The 25168-nt window shown below is 55.9% G+C and carries 16 protein-coding genes and 4 pseudogenes; 19 read left to right on the top strand and 1 reads right to left on the bottom strand.

Annotated features, from left to right (window positions below):
* Nucleotides 1-246 precede the first annotated feature (246 nt).
* The 6 genes from NM10_RS07115 to hpf all read left to right on the top strand — a co-directional run bounded on the left by NM10_RS07115 (nucleotide 247) and on the right by hpf (nucleotide 7310).
* A complete protein-coding gene (locus NM10_RS07115; protein WP_020310912.1) occupies nucleotides 247-1899 on the top strand; it encodes a bifunctional ADP-dependent NAD(P)H-hydrate dehydratase/NAD(P)H-hydrate epimerase in 1653 nt (550 codons plus the stop codon).
* Between the two features lies 1 nt (nucleotide 1900).
* Nucleotides 1901-2833, top strand: coding sequence for a ComEC/Rec2 family competence protein (locus NM10_RS07110; RefSeq protein WP_020310911.1), 933 nt, complete (start codon nucleotides 1901-1903; stop codon nucleotides 2831-2833).
* A 1-nt stretch (nucleotide 2834) separates the two neighbouring features.
* Entirely contained in the window at nucleotides 2835-3053 is a 219-nt protein-coding gene (locus tag NM10_RS07105) for a DUF3006 family protein (protein ID WP_020310910.1), read from the top strand.
* Between the two features lie 213 nt (nucleotides 3054-3266).
* Nucleotides 3267-4328, top strand: a complete 1062-nt coding sequence (locus tag NM10_RS07100; protein WP_020310909.1) for a PTP-like phytase — start codon at nucleotides 3267-3269, stop codon at nucleotides 4326-4328.
* A gap of 375 nt (nucleotides 4329-4703) precedes the next feature.
* Nucleotides 4704-6059: an S-layer homology domain-containing protein gene (locus NM10_RS07095; protein ID WP_020310908.1), complete on the top strand. Its 1356-nt coding sequence runs from the start codon at nucleotides 4704-4706 to the stop codon at nucleotides 6057-6059.
* Between the two features lie 726 nt (nucleotides 6060-6785).
* A complete protein-coding gene (gene hpf / locus NM10_RS07090; protein WP_014017019.1) occupies nucleotides 6786-7310 on the top strand; it encodes a ribosome hibernation-promoting factor, HPF/YfiA family in 525 nt (174 codons plus the stop codon).
* Between the two features lie 192 nt (nucleotides 7311-7502).
* On the opposite strand, the pseudogene putP reads toward hpf, so the two are convergent.
* Nucleotides 7503-9007: pseudogene (gene putP, locus NM10_RS07085) on the bottom strand (sodium/proline symporter PutP).
* Between the two features lie 231 nt (nucleotides 9008-9238).
* Here putP and secA point away from each other — a divergent pair.
* From secA to NM10_RS07015, 13 genes and pseudogenes are all read left to right on the top strand, one after another.
* Entirely contained in the window at nucleotides 9239-11704 is a 2466-nt protein-coding gene (secA, locus tag NM10_RS07075) for a preprotein translocase subunit SecA (protein WP_036200638.1), read from the top strand.
* Nucleotides 11705-11836: 132 nt separating this feature from the next.
* A protein-coding gene (prfB, locus tag NM10_RS07070) for a peptide chain release factor 2 (RefSeq protein WP_335340745.1) occupies nucleotides 11837-12959 on the top strand; the annotation gives its coding sequence in 2 pieces (ribosomal slippage) (nucleotides 11837-11905 and nucleotides 11907-12959; 1122 coding nt in all).
* Between the two features lie 5 nt (nucleotides 12960-12964).
* The gene (locus NM10_RS07065; RefSeq protein ID WP_020310903.1) at nucleotides 12965-13651 is read left to right on the top strand and encodes an LmeA family phospholipid-binding protein; all 687 of its coding nucleotides are present in this window, start codon (nucleotides 12965-12967) and stop codon (nucleotides 13649-13651) included.
* A gap of 14 nt (nucleotides 13652-13665) precedes the next feature.
* Nucleotides 13666-15722: pseudogene (locus NM10_RS07060) on the top strand (DUF5693 family protein).
* On the top strand, nucleotides 15715-16848 hold the full coding sequence (gene csaB, locus NM10_RS07055) for a polysaccharide pyruvyl transferase CsaB (RefSeq protein WP_020310900.1): 1134 nt from the start codon (nucleotides 15715-15717) through the stop codon (nucleotides 16846-16848). Before NM10_RS07060 ends, csaB begins: the two are co-directional and overlap by 8 nt.
* On the top strand, nucleotides 16845-17531 hold the full coding sequence (ftsE, locus tag NM10_RS07050; RefSeq protein ID WP_020310899.1) for a cell division ATP-binding protein FtsE: 687 nt from the start codon (nucleotides 16845-16847) through the stop codon (nucleotides 17529-17531). The genes csaB and ftsE overlap by 4 nt, the downstream gene beginning before the upstream one ends.
* Nucleotides 17521-18408, top strand: a complete 888-nt coding sequence (gene ftsX / locus NM10_RS07045; protein ID WP_020310898.1) for a permease-like cell division protein FtsX — start codon at nucleotides 17521-17523, stop codon at nucleotides 18406-18408. Before ftsE ends, ftsX begins: the two co-directional genes overlap by 11 nt.
* Before the next feature lies 1 nt (nucleotide 18409).
* The gene (locus NM10_RS07040; RefSeq protein WP_020310897.1) at nucleotides 18410-19582 is read left to right on the top strand and encodes a murein hydrolase activator EnvC family protein; all 1173 of its coding nucleotides are present in this window, start codon (nucleotides 18410-18412) and stop codon (nucleotides 19580-19582) included.
* A 159-nt stretch (nucleotides 19583-19741) separates the two neighbouring features.
* On the top strand, nucleotides 19742-20899 hold the full coding sequence (locus NM10_RS07035; protein ID WP_020310896.1) for a S41 family peptidase: 1158 nt from the start codon (nucleotides 19742-19744) through the stop codon (nucleotides 20897-20899).
* A gap of 135 nt (nucleotides 20900-21034) precedes the next feature.
* Nucleotides 21035-22307: pseudogene (obgE, locus tag NM10_RS07030) on the top strand (GTPase ObgE).
* Nucleotides 22308-22418: 111 nt separating this feature from the next.
* Nucleotides 22419-22712, top strand: a complete 294-nt coding sequence (locus NM10_RS07025) for a YhbY family RNA-binding protein (RefSeq protein ID WP_020310895.1) — start codon at nucleotides 22419-22421, stop codon at nucleotides 22710-22712.
* Between the two features lie 13 nt (nucleotides 22713-22725).
* Complete coding sequence (gene proB, locus NM10_RS07020) at nucleotides 22726-23856, top strand: glutamate 5-kinase (protein WP_020310894.1); 1131 nt, start codon at nucleotides 22726-22728, stop codon at nucleotides 23854-23856.
* A gap of 15 nt (nucleotides 23857-23871) precedes the next feature.
* Nucleotides 23872-25115: pseudogene (locus NM10_RS07015) on the top strand (glutamate-5-semialdehyde dehydrogenase).
* Nucleotides 25116-25168 lie beyond the last annotated feature (53 nt).

Genomic DNA, 25168 nt, shown 5'->3' with positions numbered 1-25168 from the left:
AGACTCAAACTGAGAACGACGCTTCGGGAAGCCCTCAGCGCGTAGCGGGCCGCCTTTACAGGCCGGCCCCTACGGTGGCCCCGGATGGGGCAATTTTACGAGCCAATGGTTTCCCGAGGCGATGTCGTCCCTTTGAGTTTGACGCCGCGCAGCGGCACGGCATTTGAGTCCATGGCGGCCTGAGATGGCGGGGCCGTCAGGCCCCATTACACGCGCCCTTTTCAATAAAAATAGGAGAGAATTACTATGCAAAAAGTTACTACTGCCGCTCAGATGCGGAATATGGATCGGATAGCTATGCATGGCATATATGCCATTGCGCCGGCTGTCCTCATGGAAAATGCCGGCCATGCCGTTGCCGAACGGGCCGGTGCCTGGCTGGAAGGCTGGGATGGCAAGGATGTCGTCCTCTTTTGCGGCAAAGGCAATAACGGCGGCGACGGCTTCGTCATTGCCCGCCATATCTTAGCCGCCGGGGCCAGGGCCTATGTCTATGTCCTCGGGGAAGAAGCCGACTATAGCGATGAAGCGCGTCAGCACTTGCATACGCTGCAGCAGCTGGCCGACGATGAAACGTGCCTGCTCTTGCCGGCGCCGCAGTCGGAAGCTGACTGGCAGGTCCTGCAAGAACGGCTCCTCGCCTCTTCTGTCGTCATCGACGCCATGTTGGGGACGGGCTTCCACGGCAGCCTGCGCCAGCCCATTACCTCTATCGTAGCGGAAGTCAACGCCGCTGCCGCCGCCGGTGCCGTCACGGTCATCGCCGTCGATATGCCGACTGGCGTCAACTCCGATACGGGGGCTGTCAGCAACGGTGACGACGATGAAGACGGTCCGCTCTTTGCCGATATGACCGTCACCTTTGGTGCCCTCAAACGGGGCCTGGTCCTCTATCCCGGCCGGGCTTGTGCCGGCCACGTTGAAGTCGACCCCATCGGCATGCCTGGTCCGCTGCTCATGCAGCTCGAAGAAGACCCGGCTTATTTGCTGCAGGAATCGGATATCGCTGAAATCGTCGTGCCCCGCAGCCCGGACAGCCATAAAGGAACTCACGGTACCATCGCTATCGTCACCGGCAGCAGCCAAATGGCCGGAGCCGCCCTCATGGCCGCTCATGGAGCCGTCCGCAGCGGGGCCGGCAAGGTCTTCCTCCGCGTGCCCGGTGCGACGGCGCCGTACTGCATCGGCGCCCAGCCGGAAATCATGGTCCGCGGCGTCGGTACTGGCGACCACTTCACCGCTGCTGATGCCGATGAAATCATTGATGAAAGCAAGACCTGGTCCGTCCTGGCCATGGGCCCCGGCATGGGCCGCGACGCCGGGACGAAAGAATTTCTCCTGAAAGTCCTGGCCGCTGTGGATTGCCCTGTCGTCCTCGATGCCGATGCCCTCAACCTGCTGGCCGGAGAAAAGGCCCTCATCGCTTCGCGGGGCAGCCGGATTATCATGACGCCGCACTTGGCCGAATTTTCTCGCCTCAGCGGCCTGTCCATGACGGAAATCAAAGCGGACCCCATCGCGGCAGCCCGTCATTTTGCCTCGAAATGGAAAGTCAACCTCGTCCTCAAAGGGGCGCCGACGCTCATCGTTTCGGCCCGGACGGGGAACGTCTACATCAACTCCACGGGCAATCCCGGTATGGCCTGCGGCGGCATGGGGGACGTCCTGACCGGCATGATCGCCGCCATGACGGCCCATCAGGGCATGAGTGATTTGTGCAGTGCCGCCTGTGCCGGCGTCTATCTCCACGGATCAGCCGGCGATGCCTGCCGCAAAGCCCGCGGCCCCTATGGCTTTACGCCCATGGAAACAGCCGATGCCCTTCCCGGCGTCCTGGCTTCTTTAGAAGAAGATTTGGCCCTGCCCATTTTGCAGCAGCCCTTGATTGGAGGAAAATAAATTGAAAAAAAGAAAACTCTTTACCGCCGCCCTGGCCCTGGTCATGAGCTTCATGCTCGTCCTGGCCGGCTGTGGCAACAGCGCGTCGTCCAGCTCGTCTGGCGGGGCCAAGGCCGTCCAGTCCCTGAGTGCCTCTGACAAGGACCTGCGCATATCCGTCCTCAACGTCGGTCAGGCCGATGCGACGCTCATCCAGTATAAAGGCAAGAATATGCTCATCGATACAGGCGAAGTCGACAGCCGGGCCGATTTGGTCAAACAGCTCAAAGAACGCAAGGTCAAGGACATCGACATCATCGTCATCACCCATCCTCACGGCGACCACCTGGGCGGCATGGCGGAACTGTTCAAGGACTTCAAAATCAAGCAGATCTATGACAATGGCCAGAGTGCCAATACGGCCATGTACCGCAATTACCTGAAAAACATCAAGGCCAAGAACATTGCCTATAAGACCTTGAAGAAGGGCGATACCTTCACCCTGGGCGATGACGTCACCTTTACCGTCCTGTCGCCGGGCACGCCTTTCACTAAAGAAAATACCCAGAGCGTTTCTGAAAGCGGCCTGACCAATGACAATTCCATCGTCTGCAAGATGACCTATGGCCAGTTCTCCATGATGTTTACTGGCGATGCCCAGAAAGAAGTCGAAGAAAAGATCCTCAAGGACTATAAACCAGCTGACCTCAAAGCAGACGTCCTCAAAGTCGGCCATCACGGCAGCAAGACCTCGTCGTCCGACGCCTTCGTCAAAGCCATAGCCCCGAAAGCGGCAACCATTTCCTGCGCCGCCGGCAACCAGTACAAGTTCCCGCACGAACCGACGCTGAAGACCTTGCAGAAATACAACGTCGAAGTCTATCGTACCGACCGCAACGGCGTCATCACCATTACCACCGACGGCTCGTCATACAGCATTGAAAAGGAGCATTGATATGAAAAAAGAACTCGTCGGCAGCATCGACCGCATAACCGAACAGACGGCGTACATCATCCTCAACGACGATGAACACGAACTCCAGTTCCCACTGGAACTCTTGCCAGACGGCGCCGATGAAGGCATGGCCTTCACTATCACCATCGAACGCAACGAGGAAGAAGAAAAACGACTGGCCGAAGAAATCGAGGCCTTGAAAGAAGGCCTCTCCCAATAGGGAGAGGTTTTCTTTTTGCTCTTCCCAGGATTCACGGCGGGCTCGCCACGTGCGAGCCCCACGGAATCGCATACAGGCGATGGGAATGAGTGCAGGCCGCAAAAAAAATACACGGCCAGCGGGGCCGTCAGGCCCCTTATATATATTCCCTAACACGTTTTACTAAACACACATAATGCATGAAAATAAATAATTACTACAGGAGGTAATTTTATGATTGGGTATAAAAAAATTGCAGTCATCTTGGCCGTTTTTTCGGCTATGGGAATGGCTGTTCAAGGTCAGGGAAATGGCGATAATATCGCTTTTTCTCAAGGTGGACGCACGCCTTTGCCGGCTTTGGCGCCGGCAGCGTATGAAGGGCATTTCTGGCGTGTCGATGCGGAAAATAATGGGGGCTTGCCTCGGAATTTCCGCACGTGTCAGTCACCTTTTCATAAGGTAGAACATAAATATGCATCGGAAGTCGATTCGTCTTATGTTCCATCGCGGAAAGGCCTGGATGATTTACGTATTTCTGGGTCTGGCCAGTTTTCGGCCCGCCAGTTCGACGCCCTGGTCCAGGCGTTGCGGAAAAAGACGAAAGGCCCTATTTACGATGTCGACTTGCGGCAGGAGTCGCATGGCTTCTTCGATGGTACGGCAGTTAGCTGGTATGGCCGCCACGATTGGGGCAATATCGGCAAATCTCCGACGGCCGCCTTGGCTGATGAACAGCAGCGCTTGCAGGCCGTTTTGGGAAAGGACGTCATCGTCTACGACCAGGGGAAAGGCGATTTGCCCGTTCATCCTCAGATTATGACCGTACGACGCGTCCAGACGGAACGGGAACTGGCAGAAAGCAAGGGCGTCCACTACGTCCGCCTGGCCAGCACGGACCATCTCTGGCCGACGCCGGGCGAAATCGACGCCTTCCTAGTTTTCGTCCGCACTTTGCCAGACGATGCCTGGCTCCATTTCCATTGCGAAGCCGGAGCCGGCCGGACGACGGCTTATATGGTCATGTACGATATGATAAAGAATCCCGACGTGTCCTACCGGGATATCGTCTATCGCCAGTATGAAATCGGCGGTAACTACACGCCACATGACGTATCCCGTCCCAAACGAGGCGATTGGAAAGGAATGTATTATCATGAAAAACACGAAATGGTGTCCTTATTTTATCAGTATGTACAGGACCAGACGAAACAGGGATGGAGCCAGTCATGGTCACAATGGTTACAGAATAAAAGAATGAGAGTCAATAACGTTTATAACGATAACGACATATAAAACGACAAGAAATGTATAAATAACCATTTACAAAATTTTTATGCAAAAATAAGCTTTAGGAAATCAAAAAATAAGACTAAAAAATGGAAGCTGAATGGCGCTGTTAAGCCAATCTTTATTTCGCTAAAACTGGTTTGCAGATATAGAGTTTTGACAAGCGCCGGGAAAAGTTGTATAATAACTGCAACAGGTGTGGTGCGGATGCAGGCAACACCTGCGGAAAGAGCAAAAAAACAGTACCTTTTTCAAGGCAGTAAAAGAGAGGAAACTAGGACAACTCGCCAATGAACCCTTGGAAAAAATACGTTTCGGCGCTCGCTAGTAACGGTGTAAGACTTTACGAAACTTATTTTTATTGGAAAAGGGGTAATTCTCATGAAATCCAAAGTATTAGCAGCTCTCGCAGCAACTATGGCTGTTGGCGCAACCTGCGCATTCGCAGCTAACCCGTTTGTCGACGTACCGTCTGACAGCTGGGCTTACAAATCCGTCGTAGAATTGGCTGACGCTGGTATCATCCAGGGCGTTGACGGCCAGTACTTCCAGGGCAACCGTAACATCACCCGTTACGAAGCCGCTGAAATGGTCGCAAAAGCTATGGCTCACATGGACAAAGCTTCTGTCGAACAGCGCGCTCTCATCAACAAATTGGCTGACGAATATGCCGATGAACTCAATAACCTCGGTGTTCGCGTAAGCGCTTTGGAAAACCGCGTCGGCAACGTAAAACTCACCGGTGACGCTCGTATCCGTTACATCCACCAGAGCGAAGGTGATAAATTCAAAGATTCCGAAGGTAAAGAACAGGTTGTTAACGGTGCTACGAAGAACGATGATTCTTGGTCCTACCGTGTTCGCATCCGTGCCAATGCCCAGGTCAACGACCGCACGAAAGTTGTTTATGGTGTCAGCACCAACAATGTAAGCTTCGCTGATAACAGCACGGCTGACAATAGCGATAAAAACAACATCTTCACGGATCGCGCTTATGTTGACTACAACTTCGGCGGCAACAACTGGGATTTGAAAGTTGGCCGTGATGAATATGACATGGGCGGCGGCCGTGCTTATGGCTTCCTCTATGGCGATAACTTTGACGGTGCGCAGTTGAAATACAGCAACGATAAATTCGCTGCTACGGCTGGCTATGGTAAATTTAAAGAAGGCGTCATGGGTGGTGACAATGGCGTAGTAGGTTCCCATGAAGCTACAAAAACTGGCTATGGCGAATTAGAAGGCTTCTTCGGCGGCGGCCGTGCAGCTGGTTCGGCTATCGGCGTTTACTACAATGATTTCAGTGGTAACAAGTCCTTCAATTTTGACGATGCTTGGGGTGCTTATGGCAGCTTGAACCTCGGTAAATGGAATGCTTTGGCTAACTACGAAAAATACAATAGTGAAAACAGCAAAGCAGATGATCCGGAAGTATGGGTTGGTAAGATTACTTACAATAAAGCTAACTTCGCTACGCCGAAGTCCTGGGACGCCTGGGTTGAATACCTCAATGCCGACAACGGCTTTGCAGATGGTAAGGGTAACTTCATTGGTTCTACCTATGGCTGGAGAAACGATAGCCTCTTGAACAACGTTAAATCTTGGGGTGCTGGTATTGACTACACCTTCGCTAAGAACGCTCAGTTCCAGATTATGCAGTCCTTCGCAACCAGTGCCAAAGACGGCAATGCTGATCCGGGCGAAGAAACACGTGCTCAGTTCGTATTCGTATTCTAATCTTTCCTTTCACAGGAAGATTACAAAGACCACTCAGAAATGGGTGGTCTTTTTTTTACACAAAAATAAAAGGCCGCAGGCCGCAGGTGGCCGGTCGCAGTTCGCAAAAAAATACGGCCTATGGCCTTGTGCGTAAGGGCTGTCCCAAGCCTTTTTGGCCCGTCAGGTGCCGACCGACAGAAGGCGCAGGACGGTTGCCAAAACGGACAGCTGTGGCTGAGCAGCCCGCTGCGATATTCAGCCACAGCCTATCCTGGTATAATAGGTAAGTCTGTAGGGGCTTCCACGTGGGAAGCCCGCTAAAGAGATTTGACCACAGCCCATTTGAGTATAATAGCAGACTTTTTACGAGACACGAGCCATGGCTTTTCCTCGGACTCAGATGCGGCTACGCCGCGACAGACTCAGGATTGGGTTACGACCGTGTGCCACCTGTCATAAATTCCGGCTGTTCACAGGATTCGCGGTGGGACGCCCTCCGGAACATCCTCCGGGTCGTCCCCTACGGTATCGCATACAGGCGATGGAAATGAGCGCAGATCGCAAAAAAATACACGACCGGCGGGGCCGTCGGCTCCAAAATAAAAAAAATTCAAATTTTTTTGTTTTTTTAGAAGGAATTTGCATCCCCGTGTTGAATACTATACATATAAGGGAAGAGACCACAAGGAATGAAAGCCATACATTCTTTAGACAGGATCTCCCCACGAAAGGAAGGGATGTTTTATGGCAACCATCGTTAGAGGTAAAAATTTAGAAATTACACCGGCTCTGAAAGATCACGTTGAAAAACAGGAAAAGAAAGTTACGAAATACTTTGATAACGAAGTCAATGTCCAGGCCCTGCTTTCTGTAGAAAAAGATCGGAAAATCGCTGAAATCACGTTGAAAGTCGACGGTGTCGTTCTCCGCGGCGTCGAAGCCAACGATGATATGTATGCTGCTATCGATTTAGTCTATGATAAACTGGTCCGCCAGATTCATAAATACAAAACAAAAATCGCCCGCCGCATGAAGAAAGGTGCTTTCAATGACGCTCTCGTCGAAGGGCCGGCTGTTCCGGAAGAAACCTTTGAAGTCGCCCGCGTCAAGAAATTCGCCGCTCGTCCGATGGACGTCGAAGAAGCTATCTTGCAGATGAACCTCGTAGGCCACGACTTCTTCGTCTTCCTCAATTCCAAGACCGATACGATCAATGTCGTCTATAAACGGAAACACGGGAAATACGGCCTCATCGAACCGGAATACTAGGGGTTGTCCGTGGCTCCCTTGATAGGGGAGCTGTCAGCATAGCTGACTGAGAGGTTGAAAAGATGAATAAAAAAGCTGTCGCATTAAGCAGGAATGCATAATGCGACAGCTTTTTTTTTGTATTAAGTTTGCAGGAGAGGCAAATAATGGCGGTCTGCGACTGCGGCCTGCGGGCTCGCCACGTGCGAGCCCCTACTCTTCCTCATTGTGGAGGACGCTGATTTTGGGAGTATGGTGGATGGCTTGTTCAAATTCGTCCTGGATTTCCTGGCTCGGTCCGCCGTCGAGTTTGCTGACGATGTAGATGGCGATGAGCGAGAAGAGGAAGCCCGGTACGATTTCATAGAGGCCGAACCAGGCGAACTGTTTCCAGATGAGGACGGTCAGGCCGCCGACGATGATGCCGGCCAGGGCGCCGTTCTTGGTCATGTTCTTCCAGTACAGGGACAGGAGGATGGTCGGGCCGAAGGCGGCACCGAAGCCAGCCCAGGCATAGGAGACCATGGTCAGGATGTAACTGTTCGGGTTGAGGGCCAGGACGATGGCCAGGGCGGCGACGACGAGGACCGTCAGGCGGCTGACGTAGATTAATTCTTTATCGCTGGCATTCTTGCGGACGAAGGTATGATAAAAGTCCTTGGAAATGGCCGAGGCCGTGACCAGCAGCTGCGACGAGGCCGTACTCATGATGGCTGCCAGGACGGCCGATAAGATGAGGCCCGAAGCAAAAGGCGGGAAGAGCTGACGGCTCATGACCAGGAAGACTTTTTCCGAATCGGCGCCGACTAAAGGCGTCGGGACGATGACTTTGCCGACCAGACCGACCAGGACGGCAGCGGCCAGGGAGATGACGACCCAGGTCATGGCGATGTGTTTCGATTTCTTCAGTTCCGTCGGATCGCCGATGGCCATGAAGCGGACCAGGATGTGGGGCTGGCCGAAGTAGCCGATGCCCCAGGCCAGGGCGGAGATGATGCCGATGATGCCCGTCGTCGTCGTGTCCGGTGCCATTTCCAGCAGGTTCGGTGCCGTCGTAGCCAATCGGGTCATGACGGCGTCGCAGCCGCCAAAGGCGATCATGCCGACCAAGGGGACCAGGACGATGGCCAGGAACATCATGCAGCCCTGGATGAAGTCGGTCCAGCAGACGGCCATGAAGCCGCCCAGGAAGGTGTAGATGACGACGACGCCGGCACTGAGCAGTAGGGCCGAGAAGTAGTCCATGCCGAAAACCGATTCAAAGAGCTTGCCGCCGGAGACGAAGCCCGATGACGTGTATATAAGGAAAAATATAAGGATGAAAATAGCCGAGATGATGCGGATGATATTTTTTTCATCGTGGAAGCGGTTCTTCAAATAGTCCGGCATAGTCAGGCTGTTGTTGGCCACTTCGGTATAGTTACGCAATCTCTGGGATACGAACTGCCAGTTGAGGTAGGTACCGATGGCGATGCCAATGGCAATCCAGGCAGCCGAGATACCTGTAGAATAAGCGAAGCCCGGTACGCCCATGAGCATCCAGCCGCTCATGTCCGATGCTTCGGCACTCATAGAAGTGATCCATGGACCAGCCTGCGCCCGCCGAGAATGTAATCGCTCAGCCGCTGCTGGGACCGGGAATAATAGACGCCAATCGCCAGCATTGCCAGTAAGTAGAGGGCAAAGGCTGTCAATATGGACACATCATATTGCATCATAATGATAAAACCCCTTTCACGTGGTGGATAAATAAATAATAAAATCATTTTAGCATATTCATGCGGTGTTGTATATGGGAAAATACCTGTTCTTTCCCAAAGGAATCCCCTTATATTTTCTTAAATCCCTTTGAAACGGTTGCAAAATAGGCGCCAATCACGGTATAATGTATAATTGATATAATATCACAGAGTAGATTGCAAATTGTGTAAATTGGAGGTCTCGGATAGGTGTTTAATAAACTGATACAAAGACTGCTCGGGAATAACACGGAGCATGAATTAAAGAAGATGTGGCCCATTGTCCGCCGCATCAATGATCTGGAACCGAAGTTGGCAGGCCTGAGCGATGCGTCGCTGCAGGAGAAGACCTTCGAGTTCAAGAATCGTCTGGCCAACGGTGAAACGTTGGACGACATTCTGCCCGAAGCCTTTGCCGTCGTCCGCGAAGCTTCGCGCCGTGTGACAGGGATGCGCCATTTTGACGTCCAGCTCCTGGGGGGTATCGTCCTCCATCGCGGGGATATCGCCGAAATGCGTACGGGTGAAGGCAAGACCTTGGTCGCGACGCTGCCGGTTTACCTCAATGCCCTGACGGGGAAGGGCGTCCACGTCGTCACCGTCAATGACTACCTGGCTACTCGTGACAGTGAAGACATGGGCCGCATCTATAAGTTCCTCGGTCTGTCCGTCGGGCTCATCGTCCACGACCTCACGTATGACCAGCGCCGCCGGGCATATAACGCCGACGTCACCTATGGGACGAACAACGAATTCGGGTTCGACTACCTGCGCGATAACATGGTCATCAGCGAAGACCAGATGGTACAGCGGCCGCTCAATTATTGTATCGTCGACGAAGTGGACTCGATCCTCATCGACGAAGCGCGGACGCCGCTCATCATTTCCGGCCCGGGTGAAAAATCGACGGACCTGTACTACACGCTGGCAGGCATCGTCAAGACCTTCACCAAAGACGACTACACGATGGACGAAAAACAGAAGACCATCGCGCCGACCGACTCGGGTGTTGCCAAAGTTGAAAAGATGTTGGGCATCAGCAACATGTTCGACAACGACCACCTCGATTTGAACCACCTCGTCATCCAGGCCCTGCGGGCGCGCTTCATGATGCACCGCGATAAGGATTACGTCGTCAAGAACGGCGAAATCGTCATCGTCGATGAATTCACAGGCCGCCTCATGTTCGGCCGCCGTTACAGCGATGGCCTGCATCAGTCCATCGAAGCCAAGGAAAACGTCAAGGTCCAGGGCGAAAGCAAGACCCTGGCTACGATTACCTTCCAGAACTACTTCCGTATGTACGACAAGCTGGCCGGCATGACCGGTACGGCCAAGACGGAAGAAGACGAATTCAACAAGATCTATAAACTCGACGTCTACGTCATCCCGACCAACAAACCGGCTATCCGCCGCGATCTGCCGGACGTCATCTACAAGACGAAGAACGCCAAGTACCGCGCCGTCGTCCGGGAAGTCAAGAAGCGCCACGCTACGGGCCAGCCGATCCTGGTCGGCACGACGTCCATCAACCAGTCGGAAATCCTCAGCCAGCTCCTGGATAAGGAAAATATCGTCCACAACGTGCTCAACGCCAAATACCACGAAAAAGAAGCGGAAATCATCAAGAACGCCGGCCAGAAGGGCATGGTCACCATTGCCACCAACATGGCTGGCCGCGGCACGGACATCAAACTCGGGCCAGGCGTCGCTGAACTGGGCGGCCTGATGATCATCGGTACGGAACGCCACGAAAGCCGCCGTATCGACAATCAGCTGCGCGGCCGTGCCGGCCGTCAGGGCGACCCGGGTACGACGCAGTTCTTCCTGTCTCTGGAAGACGACCTCATGCGTATCTTCGGCTCGGAAAACATTTCCAAGTTCATGGATAAATTGGGCATGGATGAAGACGAACCGATTACGGCCAAGATGATTACCCGGTCCATTGAAAAGGCCCAGAAGAAAGTCGAAAGCCACAACTTTGAAATCCGTAAATACGTCCTGGAATATGACGATGTCATGAACCAGCAGCGTGAAGTCCTCTACAGCCAGCGCCGTCAGGTCCTCACAGCCGATTCCCTGCGCGATACTATCATGGGCATGGTCGACGATATCATCCACGAAGGCCTGGACAAATACGCCAATGAAAAGCTCTATCCTGAAGAATGGGATTTCGCCGGCCTCCTGAGCCAGATGCAGCAGTATTTCGTGCCCAAGAACGCTACGTCTGTGGAAGAACTGGAAAACCTGAGCCGCGTCGAAGTCCAGGATAAATTGAAACAGATCGCCGTCGACCTCTATGAAGAACGCCTCAAGGAAATCGGCGAACAGACCATGAAGGAACTGGAAAAGGCCATCATGCTCCGCGTCGTCGACAGCAAGTGGATGGACCACCTCGACGCTATGGATGCCCTCAAGGAAGGCATCAACCTGCGGGCTTACGGCCAGAAGAATCCGCTCGTCGAATACAAATTCGAAGCCTATGAAATGTTCGAGGAAATGATCGAATCCATCAAACGGACCGTCGTCACCTTCCTCTATCATATCCAGGTCACGTACAGCAAGCCCGTACCGCAGGCGGAAGATCATCTCCAGGGCGCTCACGAAGTCCACGAAGAAAGCAAACCCGTCAGCGCCGAAGACATCAAGAAAGACGAAGAACGGGAACGGCAATGATGGCGTAGGGGCGTCCACGCGAATCCCGTATAAATTATCCCGTGTAGGGGCGCCTACGTGGGGCGCCCGCGCGAATTCTGTGAACATCCTATTATAGTTATTTTTATTTAGAAAAAGCAGGTGATACTTGTGTTGTTAGATGAAATGCGTAAACCGCTGGAAGACCTCAAACATAGAATACAAGAAATCGGGGATTCACTTTAACTTACCTCGGAAAAAAGAACGTATCATGGATTTAGATATGCAGATGAGTGACCCGACCTTCTGGGATGACCCGGACAAGGCCAAGAAGATTTCCCAGGAAGCGACGCTGCTCAAGACGGAAGTCGAAGGTCACGAAGAACTCGTCCGCAAAGCTGATGACCTCAGCGACTATTTGGAAATGGCCATGGAAGATGGCGACGCCTCCTTTGCCGAAGACATTGAAAAGCAGTACCACGACCTGCTCAAGGACATCGAAAAGCGGGAAGTACGGCTCCTCTTGTCCGGCGAATACGACAAGTGCAACGCCCTCATCACCTTCCACGCCGGTGCCGGCGGTACGGAAGCTCAGGACTGGGCACAGATGCTCATCCGCATGTATACCCGCTGGGCTGAACGCAATGGCTACAAACTGACCGTCCTGGATATGCAGCCCGGTGATGAAGCGGGCATCAAGAGCGCTGCCTTCCGCGTCGAAGGCGAATACGCCTATGGCTATTTGAAATCGGAAAAAGGCGTCCACCGCCTGGTCCGCATTTCGCCTTTCGATGCCGCAGCCCGGCGCCACACGTCCTTTACGGCTGTCGATGTCATGCCGGAACTGCCGGACGACGTCGATGTCGAAATCAATATGGACGACGTCCGCGTCGATTACTTCCGCGCCTCCGGTGCCGGCGGCCAGCACGTCAACAAGACGAGTTCCGCTGTCCGCATGACTCACATGCCGACGGGCATCGTCGTCCAGTGCCAGAATGAACGGTCACAGCTGCAGAATAAGGAAATGTGCCTGAAGTACTTGCGGGCTAAGCTCTTTGAATTGGAACAGGAAAAGCAGGAAAAACTGAAAGCCGAAATCGGCGGCGTCCACCAGGCTATCGAATGGGGGAGCCAGATCCGCTCGTACGTGTTCCACCCGTACAACCTGGTCAAGGACCACCGGACCAATGTCGAAACGGGCAATATCCAGGCTGTCATGGACGGCGACCTGGACATCTTCATCGAAGGGTATTTGCAGCAGGAAAAAGAAAAGAAGTTAGCAAAGCAGGAGCTCTAAAGTAAATGAAAAAATGGATGATTTTCTTTGTCATCGTCGCAGCCCTCTTGGTCGGCGCCAATTCCTATGCGCCCCAGCTGGCCGAAGCCGGCCTCTGTCAAGCCTTGTCGGCGACACTCAATCTGCACAGCGATGATGTCCGCGTCCAGGCGTCGCCAGGGGCGAAGATCTTCCTCGGCGACATCGACGCCATTACGGTTCATGCCAATAATTTCCAGGCTGGCGATCTGACCTTCGCCCACTTCGACTGCAATCTCTACGGCGTCCATTTCAAGCCGCTCCTGGCCCTGGCCGATCAGGAAGTCCGGGTCACCCGGGCCGAGAGCGGTGAAATGACGGCATCCATCCGCAGCGAAGAACTGGAAAAGTTCCTGGTCAAGAAGGTCCAGGGACTGACGGACCCGCAGGTCTCCTTTGAAGACGACGCCGTCCGCGTTCAGGGACGGGTGAAGCTGGGCGGCCTCGTGTCGGCCCAGGCTGATGTCCGCGGTCATTTTGGCATGAAAGGGTCGAAGCTCATGTTCATCCCGTCGTCCGTGACGGTAGAAGGCATGGGCATGCAGATCAGCACGACGCAGATGGCCAATGCTGAGATTTACGACTTTGCCGAATTCCCCTTGGGAATCCAGCCGGACAGCGTCACCATGCGCGACGGCCTCCTGACCATCCATGGCCAGGTGAGCAACTCATAGATAAGGTGAAGAGAATGACAAACATGAATAAACGCAGTATGCTGGCGATGATACTGGCCGTCTTTATCGGCCTCGTATGTGCGCTGGGCATGTGCGTACAACGCAATGCGATAGAAAATGAGTCGACGACGGTAGAACAGGCTATGGATTATGATGCCATCGTCGTCATGGCACGTAACGACGGCTACGACCTCGACACGGCACTTCAGATGTGCCGCGATGCCGGCGTTACGAGCTTTACCATTTACGATACTACCCTCAATAAGCTGACCCAGCGCGGCGAACTGTCGCTGGTGACGAAACTCGGTGCCGACCTCTATTATCCTCAGTTCGGCATTACCGACAAATCCTATGACTACTACCTCATCGGCAAGCCCCAGGGCCAGACGGACCTCTATTTCGACGAAGTCGTATCCGACCTCAAGACCCGCCTGGGTGACGATAAAGTCAAGATCATGTCCCATGGCCCGTACCGTATTGTCGGTATTCAAGGTGTCATGCCGGGCTTAGGCGATGTCAACCTGGGTATCCTCAGCGCTGACGCCAAGACTATCAGCGACCACGGCTTCCACGTCATCCTGCGGCCGACGAATTACAGCAACCCGACGAAGGAACAGGTCGCTCATTTCTTCGACCGCGTCGACCAGATCAAGAATGTATCGGGCATCATGTTCGTCGGCAAGGAAGTCCTGGGCTATACGCCGGTCAACGCCGAACGCAAGACCATGCTGGACTATACGGCGGACAACCTGAACGACAGGGACATTCCTTTCTATATGATCGAATCGGTCAACCAGCTCCAGTATAATCAGCAGGACGGCATGTATGACCTGGCCGGCCTGGTCCATTACCGCACGGCCCGCGTCTATGCCATGGCCAAGGAAGAACTGGAAAAGATTACGCCTGAAGAAGCGGCTATGCGCTTTTACATCAGCGACCTGGAACGCAATGCCCGGGTCAATCTCTATCCGCTCTATAAGAAGCCTCTCCACGGCATGAACCTGACCCAGACCAACTTGTCTTACGTCAAGATGGTTTCGCAGAAACTGACGGACCGGGGCTACACCCTGGGCCGGGCTTCCATCATGCCGGCCTATTATCCGAACCGCCTGCTCCTGGCCATTACGGCAGCGGCAGCAGCCTGCGGCTTCGTCTTCGTCCTCAACCTGCTCCTGCCCTTGACGGACCGCAAGAACTACATCCTCATGGGCCTGGGCATCGTCTGTGCCGTCATCGGTGCTATCGTCGCCAAAGGGGCCTTGTTCCTCCAGGTCTGGGCTATCGGCTGTGCGACAGCTGCGCCGACAGCGGCCATTCTCCTGGCCCTGGACCACTGGAAGAAGATGAAGATCACTAAGAAACTCGGCTATGGCCGCGTCGTCCGCGATGGCACCATCGGCTTGTTCTTTGCCGTCGCCGTGGCCATGATCGGCGGCCTCTATATCGCCGCCATGCTGGGCAATATCCGCTTCTTCATGGAATTCGACTTCTACCGCGGCGTCAAGCTGACCTTCATCCTGCCCCTGATCCTGGTGGCTATCGGCTATCTGCGCCGCTTCCCGCTCATGGGACAGACCATCGCCTCGCCGGAAGACCTAAAGGTCTTCGTCAAGGATTTCCTCAATATTCCCATTAAGATGGGGACCATCCTTATCCTGGCCGTCCTGGCCCTGGCTGGCGTCATCTTCGTCGGCCGCAGCGGCCACACGGCAGGCGTCCCCGTACCGGGCGTGGAAGTCGCTATGCGCCGCTTCCTGGAAAATGTCCTCTATGCCCGCCCGCGGGAAAAGGAATTCCTCATCGGCCATCCGGCTTCTACCTCATGGTCGCTGCGCTGTACCGTAAATGGCCGCAGCTGCTGCACTTCTTCCTGGTCATCGCCGCTGCCATCGGCGTCGGCTCTATGGTCGAAACCTTCGCCCATATCCGCACGCCTTTCCTCATGTCCTTCATCCGCGGCATCAACGGCTGGGTGACGGGCATGGTCATCGGTATCGGCCTGATCATCGCCATTGCCATCGTCAGCTATGTGACGACGTGGCTGGGAAAGCAGGTGGCCCATCGTGACTAGAGTCGTTATTTCCGGCTATTACGGTTTTGCCAATGCCGGCGACGAAGCCATGCTGGCGGCCATTGTCGGCTCCCTGAAAGACATCATTCCCGACGTATCGATTACGGTCATCACCGGCAACTGCCGCATGACCCGGGAAAACCATAACGTACAGGCTGTACACCGCCTGAACTTCTTTGCTATCGCAGCGGCCATTCGCCGCTGTGATATTCTTATAAGCGGCGGTGGCAGCCTTTTGCAGGACGTGACCAGCGCCCGCAGCCTCTATTATTACTTGTGGATCATGAAAATCGCCCTGTTCTTCAAGAAGCCCGTCATGCTCTACGCTCAGGGCATCGGCCCCGTCCGCGGTGCCAAGGCCCGCCGGGCTGTGCGCGATGTCTTGCAGCGCGTCGCCGTCATCGGCGTCCGCGATGCCGATTCCAAAGCCGAACTGGCCGCCATGGGCGTGACCCGGCCGCCTATCCATGTCACGGCTGACGCCGTCTTGTCCATGCATCCCGTCGATAAGAACATCGGCCTCTATATTCTCAAGAAACACGGCATCACCGGCATCCGCCGGCGCCTGGGCATTGCCGTCCGCAACTGGCAGGACCATGAAGCCTATAAGGACGCCATTGCCGCTGCTGTTGACGAGCTGCAGGAAACACAGGACGTCCACGTCATCTTCATCCCCATGCAGTACCCGGCCGACGTCGAAGCCGGCCGCGACATTGCCAGCCGCATGAAGACGAAAGCCGTCGTCCTCGACGGCCACTATACGACGGTGGAATTCATGTCCCTCATGGGCTGTATGGATGCGGTCATTGCCAACCGCCTGCATGCCCTCATCTTTTCGGCTATCATGCAGGTGCCGGCGACGGCCGTGTCGTATGACCCGAAAATCGACAGTTTCATCGACCTCATCGGCGATAGGGTCTGCGGCACGACAGAAGACGTCCAGGCTGCGGATATCGTCGCCGACGTGAGCCAGAAATTGGCTCTCGGCCATTTGGCGCCGGAAATCAAGGCCCGCCTCAATCACCTGCGGCGCCAGTCCCTGCGCAATGCCTATCTGGCCCTGCGCATCCTGGAAGGCCGCAAGGGCGTCCGCAAGCGCCTGCAACAGCATCGGAGGTCCTTATGATTGAATTAAAGAACGTATCCAAGGTCTATGACAATGGCTCCATTGCCCTGGACCACGTATCGCTCCATATCGGCAAGGGCGAGTTCGTCTTCGTCGTCGGCGCCAGCGGTGCCGGCAAGTCGACGCTCATCAAGCTCTTGTCCTATGAAGAACTGCCATCGCGGGGTTCGGTCTTCGTCAACGGCATTGAAGTCAATAAGCTGGCCAAGAACCGCGTGCCCTATCTGCGTCGTAAAATGGGCATCGTCTTCCAGGATTTCCGCCTCCTGCCCAATAAGACGGCTCAGGAAAACGTGGCCTTTGCCATGGAAGTCATCGAAGCGCCGCGGCGCCTCATCCGCCGCCGTGTCCGCGATGTCCTCGACCTGGTCGGCCTGGTCGGCAAGGCCGATGCCCTGCCTAAGAACCTCAGCGGCGGCGAACAGCAGCGCGTAGCCATCGCCAGGGCCATCGTCAACCGGCCGCTGCTGCTCATTGCCGATGAACCGACGGGGAACCTGGACCCGGAAACGTCGCGGGACATTATGGAAGTCTTCAAGAAAATCAACCACATGGGGACGACAGTCCTCATGGTGACTCATGATAAGACCCTCGTCGACATGATGAACAAGCGGGTCATCGAAATCGACGGCGGCAAAGTCGTCCGCGATGAACAGAAGGGGGGCTATGACGATGAAAATTAGGACCATGCGCTACTACATGGCCGAAGCCATTCAGTCGTTCTGGCGCAACCGCTTCATGTCCATCGCGTCCATTGCTACCGTCGCCTTGTCCCTGTTCATCCTGGGCATTTTCCTGACCCTCGTGGCCAACCTCGATTATTTCGCTGAGAACCTGGAAAGCCAGGTCGAAATCACGGTCTATCTCAAAGACGACGTGACCCAGAAGGACATCGACAGCGTCGGCCGCCGCCTGAGCGCCCTGCCCGATGTGAAGTCCGTATCCTTTACCGACAAGGACCAGGCCATGGACATCCTCAAGGACCGCATGAAGGACCAGCCGGGCATCCTCGACGCCCTGGACGGCAAGAATCCCCTGCCCAGTTCTTATGAAGTGACCTTTACCGAACCGGAAGCCGTGCGCCGGACGGCCGACATCGTCGCTGACTATCCCGAAGTCGAAGGGACCCATTACGGCCAGGAAATCATCGAACAGCTCTTCCAGATCACACGCATCATCCGCTGGGGCGGCATTGCCCTGATCATCTTCCTGACCCTGGCTATGCTGTTCATCATTTCCAACACTATCCGCCTGACCGTCTTCGCCAGGCGCAAGGAAATCGCCATCATGAAATACGTCGGCGCGACGAACTGGTTCATCCGCTGGCCGTTCCTCCTGGAAGGGCTGCTCCTGGGCTTCATCGGCGGCGTCCTGGCCGACCTGGCCTTGTGCCAGTTCTACGGCTTCGTCGTCACGGCGGTCCACCAGTCCCTGGCCTTCCTGCCCATGGTCAGCGTCTATCCCTTTATGTACCGCACGGCAGCCATTCTCTTGGTCATCAGTATGATCATCGGCGCCCTGGGCAGTACGATTTCGCTGAAACGATATATGAAGGTGTAATATGGTAAGAAAATATATCATCCTCGCCGTGACGGCAGCCCTGTTATCGCCGTGTCTCCTGACCTTTGCCGACGATGACCTGCAGGGCCGGCTGGACGACGTCCAGACCCGCATGGCCGAGCAGAGTGAGAAGAAGGCCCAGGCCCAAATGGTCATCGACAACGTCAGCGATAAGCTCTATGAAATCCAGAAGAGCCTGGAAGCCGCTCAGGGCGAATACCAGACGGTGACGGCCGATTTGGCGGCGACGGAAGAAAAAATAGCCGCGACCCAGGCCGAGCTCGACGAGAACCGGGCGCGCCTGCAGAAGCGGGAGAAAGTCTTTACCAAGCGCATCCGCGATATCTATATGCACGGCCAGCTGAGTTATCTCGACGTCGTCCTCGGCGCCAAGGATTTCAGCGACTTTTCCAACCGCCTGGAACTCCTGCGCCGCGTCGTCGATGCCGATATCTCCCTCATTTCTGACATCCGTCAGGAACGGGCAGCTATCGAAGCGGCTCAAAAAGAATTAGAAGTACAGCGCGACCGCCAGGCACAGCTGCGCGATGAAGCGAAGGCCAAGCGCGACGAAATCGCCGCCCATAAAGACGAACAGCAGGCTGTCCTCTACCAGGCCCAGAACGATAAGGCCACGGCTGAGAAGGCCTATGCCGAATATCAGCAGGCTTCCCAGTCCCTGGGCGACAAGCTGCGCCAGCGGGCTGCCGAAGAAGCGGCGGCCCAGGCCGCGCCGCCTGCCCCGGACAGCAGCGATGGCGGCAATTCCCAGCCCGTCAGCAGCGGCGGGACGGGAGCCATGATCTGGCCCGTCAACGGCGTCATCACGTCGCCTTACGGTTACCGGACTCATCCCATCTTTGGGACGACCATCTACCACAGCGGCATCGATATCGGCGTCGATTATGGCACGCCCGTCCAGGCAGCCGATGGCGGTACCGTCGTCGAAGCCGGCTGGATCAGCGGCTATGGCTATGCCGTCGTCATCGACCACGGCAACGGCCTGTCGACGTTGTACGGCCACAATCAGGAACTCGCCGTTTCGCCGGGCCAGGCCGTCTCTCAAGGCCAGGTCATCGCCTATGCCGGCTCGACGGGCAACTCCACGGGCCCGCACGTCCACTTTGAAGTCCGCGCCAATGGCGACCCCGTCGACCCCCAGGGGTATTTGTAGGGGAAAGTCGGCGCGGTACGGCTTCTGCTGCCAGGCACGAGTACCTAATCGTTTTTCGTTCGTCGTTCGTCGTTCATCGTGACGGGTAATTTTTTATCTTTTACGATCAACGATGAACGGACTACGATGAACTTTTTTTACACACAAGGAGGCACCCTGATGGGGAAACATAGTTTACGGCAGACGTGGGAGAGCGTCCGCCGGCCGCTGGGATATGTCTGCAGCGGTATGATCATCATGATTGTCGCCATGGTTGGCCTCTTTTGGTATTATACGGGCCGGCCTTCGTCGATGTTCGAGTTTTTCCGGACCTTGGAAATCATCGAAAGCCATTATGCCGAAAATGTCGATAAAAACGCCATCTTTGACGGTGCCTTGAAGGGCATGGTCAGTACTTTGGGCGATAAACATTCGACCTATCTCGGCGGCGATTTGTATAAAGACTTTTCCGCCCAGATGAGCGGCACTTACGCCGGCATCGGCGTCTACATCGCCTCTACCGATGAAGGCATCCTCATCGCCGGTGTCATGGAAGGCAGTCCGGCTGAGGAAGCGGGTCTCCAGCGCGGTGATATCCTGGTGTCCATTGATGGCACGTCCGTCGAGGGCTATCAGCTGGAAGATGTGTCCAAGAACATCCGCGGACCTGTCGACACCAGCGTCGACCTCGTCGTCCGCCGCGATGGCGAAGAACAATCCTTTACCGTCCAGCGCCGCCAGATCCACGTGCCGACAGTCGCCGGCAAGATGGTCGACGGCACGGACGTCGGCTATATCCGCGTGGCCGTCTTCAGTGATGGCACGGCTGACGATTTCACCAAGGAATTCACCAAGCTCCGCGAGCAGGGCATGAACAAGCTCATCCTCGACCTGCGTGACAACCCGGGCGGCATCGTCGAACAGGCTGTCGGCGTGGCCAGCAATTTCGTTCCGCCCAACAGTACCATCGTGTCTTATACGGAACAGGATGGCAAAGTGGACCAGTACACGGCCCAGGGGACGGATGACCCGATTCCCATCGTCGTCTTGGTCAATGAAAATTCGGCCAGCGCTTCGGAAATCGTCGCCGGTGCCGTCCAGGACATGAAACTCGGACCCATCGTCGGCGTCAAGACCTACGGCAAGGGGACCGTCCAGGGCGTCTTCCCCGTCGACTCGGCATCAGCCGTCAAAGTGACCGTCGCCAAGTATCGGACGACGAATGGCCGCGAAATCGACGGCGTCGGTATCGAACCGGATGTCGTCGTTCCCTTGACGCCGTCCGACCCGGAAGACAGCCAGTTCGAGAAGGCTTTGGAAATTATTCAGGAAAAATGACTTTACAGATGAGCGAATATGCTTTAAAATTTGATAGTAACGTCAATTAGATATTTTTGGACAGATAGACAGGAGACATGGTATATGTATGCTGTGTCTCTTTCTGTATCCGCATGTATTCCTATGAGGTGAAATATGTTTATAGACAGAGCAAGAATTTTTGTACAGTCCGGCAAGGGCGGCGACGGCATGAGCAGTTTCCGTCACGAAAAGTTCGTCCCCAAGGGCGGGCCGAACGGCGGTGACGGCGGCCAGGGCGGCAACGTCGTCCTCGTCGCCGACCGCAACGTCAATACCCTGGTCGACTTCCGGTTCCGCCGCCTGTTCAAGGCCAAGCCCGGCGGAAAAGGTGAAGGCAGCAACAAGTACGGCCGCAATGCCGAAGATTTATTGATCACTGTTCCCTTGGGGACCATCGTCAAAGATGAAGAAACGGGCCAGGTCATAGCCGACTTATCCCGCGACGGCCAGCGGGCCATCGTCGCCAAAGGCGGCCGCGGCGGCCGCGGCAACTGGCATTTCCGCACCAGCGCCAACCGGACGCCGACCTTTGCCGAACGGGGCGAACCGGGGGAAGAACGGTGGCTGCGCCTGGAACTGAAGGTCCTGGCTGACGTCGGCCTCCTGGGTTACCCCAGCGTCGGCAAGTCGAGTATCCTGCGCAAGGTTTCGGCAGTCTCAGCCGGAAGTCGCAGCTTACCACTTCACGACGCTCAACCCGATTTTGGGTGTCGTCAACCTGCCGGACCACCGCAGTTTCGTCATGGCCGATATCCCCGGCCTCATCGACGGCGCCAGTGAAGGCGTCGGCCTGGGCCACGATTTCCTGCGCCACATCGAACGGACGAAGATCCTCATCCACGTCGTCGACGTGTCGGGCATCGAAGGGCGCGACCCCATCGAAGACTATGAAAAGATCAATGCCGAACTGGCGAAATACAGCGAAAAACTGGCGCGCAAACGCCAGGTCGTAGCGGCCAACAAAATCGACCTCCTCGGCGATTCGGACAACCTGGAACGGCTCATGGACTACATGACCGCTCACGGCGTCGAAGTCTATCCCATCTGCGCCATGACCGGCGAAGGCATGGACAAGCTCCTGGAACGGGTCTGGACGATGCTCGAAGAGTACGTCGAAGAACCGGACGAAATGACGGAAGAAGTCGTCTATAAAGCCCAGAATAAGCCGGACTTTGAAGTCAAGCGCGACGACGACGGCGCCTTCGTCATCACCGGCGCCCGCATCGAAAACCTCGTCGCTATGACCAACTTCGACGACGACCAGTCCCTGCGCCGCTTCCAGCGCATCTGGCGCTACATGGAACTGGACAAGCTCCTCCAGGAACACGGCATCCAGGACGGCAACACCGTCCGCATTTATTCCATGGAATTTGAATACCACAAATAACGCAGGCCGCCATTGGCTCCCCTGATAGGGGAGCCATCGTAGGGGCTCGCACGTGGCGAGCCCGCCTGAGTCCAACATATTTTACATAATAATGAGCACAAGGAGATCCATATGAACAATAAAGATAAGAAGCAACTCAAGGGCATGGCCAGCCTCATGCCGTCTGTCGTCCAGATTGGCAAGGACGGCCTCAGCGATGCCGTCATCGACAGCGCCCGTGCTGCTATTACGGCGCGGGAACTGATCAAGGCCCACGTCCTCAACAACGCCAATCTGCCGACGAAGGAAACCATGGAAGATTTGGCCGATATGCTCGGCGCCGAACTCATCCAGGTCATCGGCCACTACGGCGTCTTATTCAAGAAGAAAGACAAGAAATCTCATTACGAATTTATTAAAGACTAGGACGTGAGGCTTTGTGAACAGTACAAGCAGGGACTTCGGCCAGAAGAAACGCATCGTCGTCAAGGTCGGGTCCAGCACCATTTCCCATGCTACGGGAAAATTGAACTATCGGCGTATGGAACACCTGGTCCGGGAACTGGCGGATCTCCAGAACCAGGGTAAGCAGATGATCCTCGTCAGCTCCGGCGCGACCAATGCCGGTATGGCGCCGCTCCACATGGACCACCGGCCCCGGTCGATACGGGAAAAGCAGGCTCTCGCCGCCGTCGGCCAGGGCGTCCTCATGCATACGTATGAACGGCTCTTCCGCGAATACGGCCAGGTCGTCGGCCAGGTCCTGCTGACCCGCATGGATTCCCAGGACCGGAGCAAGTTCATGAACTCTCGCAACGCTTTGCTGACGATGCTCGACATGGGCGTCATTCCCATCATCAATGAAAACGACGTCGTCGCCGTCGATGAATACAAAATCGGCGACAACGACACGCTGTCGGCTATGGTCAGCGGCCTCGTCGACGCCGACCTGCTCATCCTCTTGTCCGACATCGACGGCCTCTACACGGATAATCCGCGGACCCATGATGATGCCAAAATCATCCCTGTCGTCGACAACATCGACAAGCACATCTATGAAATCGCCGGCGACGCCGGGTCCAGTATGGGCACGGGCGGCATGTACACTAAGATACAGGCTGCGTCCATTGCCACGGCAGCCGATGTGGACATGGTCATCGCCTCGGGCAGTGAAGACGGCATCATCAGCCGTATCTGCGCCGGCGAAGAAGTGGGGACGCTGTTCAAAGCTAAAGAAACGCCGCTGCACTCGAAGAAGCGCTGGCTCGTATCGGGCAGCAAGGCCCAGGGCCGGCTCGTCGTCGACCAGGGCTGCCGCAATGCCATCATCGACCACGGTTCGAGCCTCCTGCCCGTCGGCATTACCGCCGTCGAAGGCATCTTCGATGAAGGGGACATCGTCAGCGTCGTCTACGACGGCCTGACCATTGCCAAGGGCATCAGCAACTACAGCAGCGTCAACATCAATGCCATCAAGGGCCTGCAGTCTGCGGATATTCCCAAGGTCCTGGGCCACAATGGCATTTATGAGGAAGTCATTCATCGCGATAATCTCGTCGCCATGTATTAAAAGGGGGTATTTTCTATGATATCCGAAGTATTCCGCAAAGGCCGTGACGCCAAGGAAGCCTCGTACGTCCTGGCCGCTGCCTCTACGGCGGAAAAGAATCAGGCTCTGGCCGCCATCGCCGACGGTCTCGTCGCCCATGAAACCGATATCCTGGCAGCCAATGCCGTCGACTTGCAGCGGGCTAAAGCCAAGGGCATGGCGTCGGCCATGGTCGACCGCCTGACGCTGACCAAAGAGCGCATCGCCGCCATGGCCGAAGGCGTCCGCCAGGTCATCGCCCTGCCAGACCCGGCCGGCGTCGTCCTCGACGAATGGGACCGCCCCAACGGCTTGCACATCCGCAAGGTCAGCGTGCCCTTAGGCGTCATCGCCATCATTTATGAATCGCGGCCCAACGTCACGGTCGACGCCGCCGTCCTCTGCGTCAAAGCCGGTAATGCCTGCGTTCTCCGCGGCGGCAGTGAAGCCATCGCTTCCAATACGGCCCTGGCCAAAGTCATCCGCGAAAGCCTGGCCGCAGCCGGCCTTCCGGCCGATGCTGTGAACCTCATCGAGGATACCGACCGGGCCCTGGTCAAAGAACTCTTGACCTTGCGCCGCTATATCGACCTGGCCATTCCCCGCGGCGGGGCCGGCCTGATCCGCATGGTCGTCGACACGGCGACAGTGCCTGCATCGAAACGGGGAGCGGCGTCTGCCACGTCTACGTCGACAAGGATGCCGATTTGGACATGGCCGTCAAGATCGTCGAAAATGCCAAGGTCTCGCGGCCGTCGACGTGCAACGCCATGGAAACGCTCCTGGTCCACCGCGATGTGGCCCAGGCCTTTCTCAAGAAACTGGTGCCGGTCATGAAAGCCGACGGCGTCGAGCTGCGCGGTGACGACGAAGCCTGCCAGTCCAGCGCCATGAAGGCTGCCAGTGACGACGACTGGGCGACGGAATACAACGCCCTCATCATGTCGGTCAAGGTCGTCGGCTCCCTCCAGGAAGCACTGGACCATATCCGCCGTTTCAGCACTCACCATTCGGAAGCCATCATCACGGAAAACAAGGCCACTGCGGCTGCCTTCCAGGCCGCCGTCGATTCGGCCGCTGTCTACGTCAACGCGTCGACGCGCTTTACCGATGGCTTTGAATTCGGCTTTGGCGCCGAAATCGGCATCAGTACGCAGAAGCTGCATGTCCGCGGACCCATGGGGCTGGAAGCTCTCGTGTCCTATAAATACCTCGTCGACGGCGACGGTCAGGTCCGTTGAGGCTGCGGAAGCTGCGCGGGTATGGACGGACCCTGCGCCAGTACGCTGCGTCG

Origin of the sequence: Megasphaera sp. NM10 (assembly GCF_000417505.1) — a bacterium.
Classification (GTDB): Bacteria; Bacillota; Negativicutes; order Veillonellales; family Megasphaeraceae; genus Megasphaera; species Megasphaera intestinihominis.
Note: the sequence above shows the minus strand (reverse complement) of the source record. Positions and strands in the feature narration are given on the sequence as shown.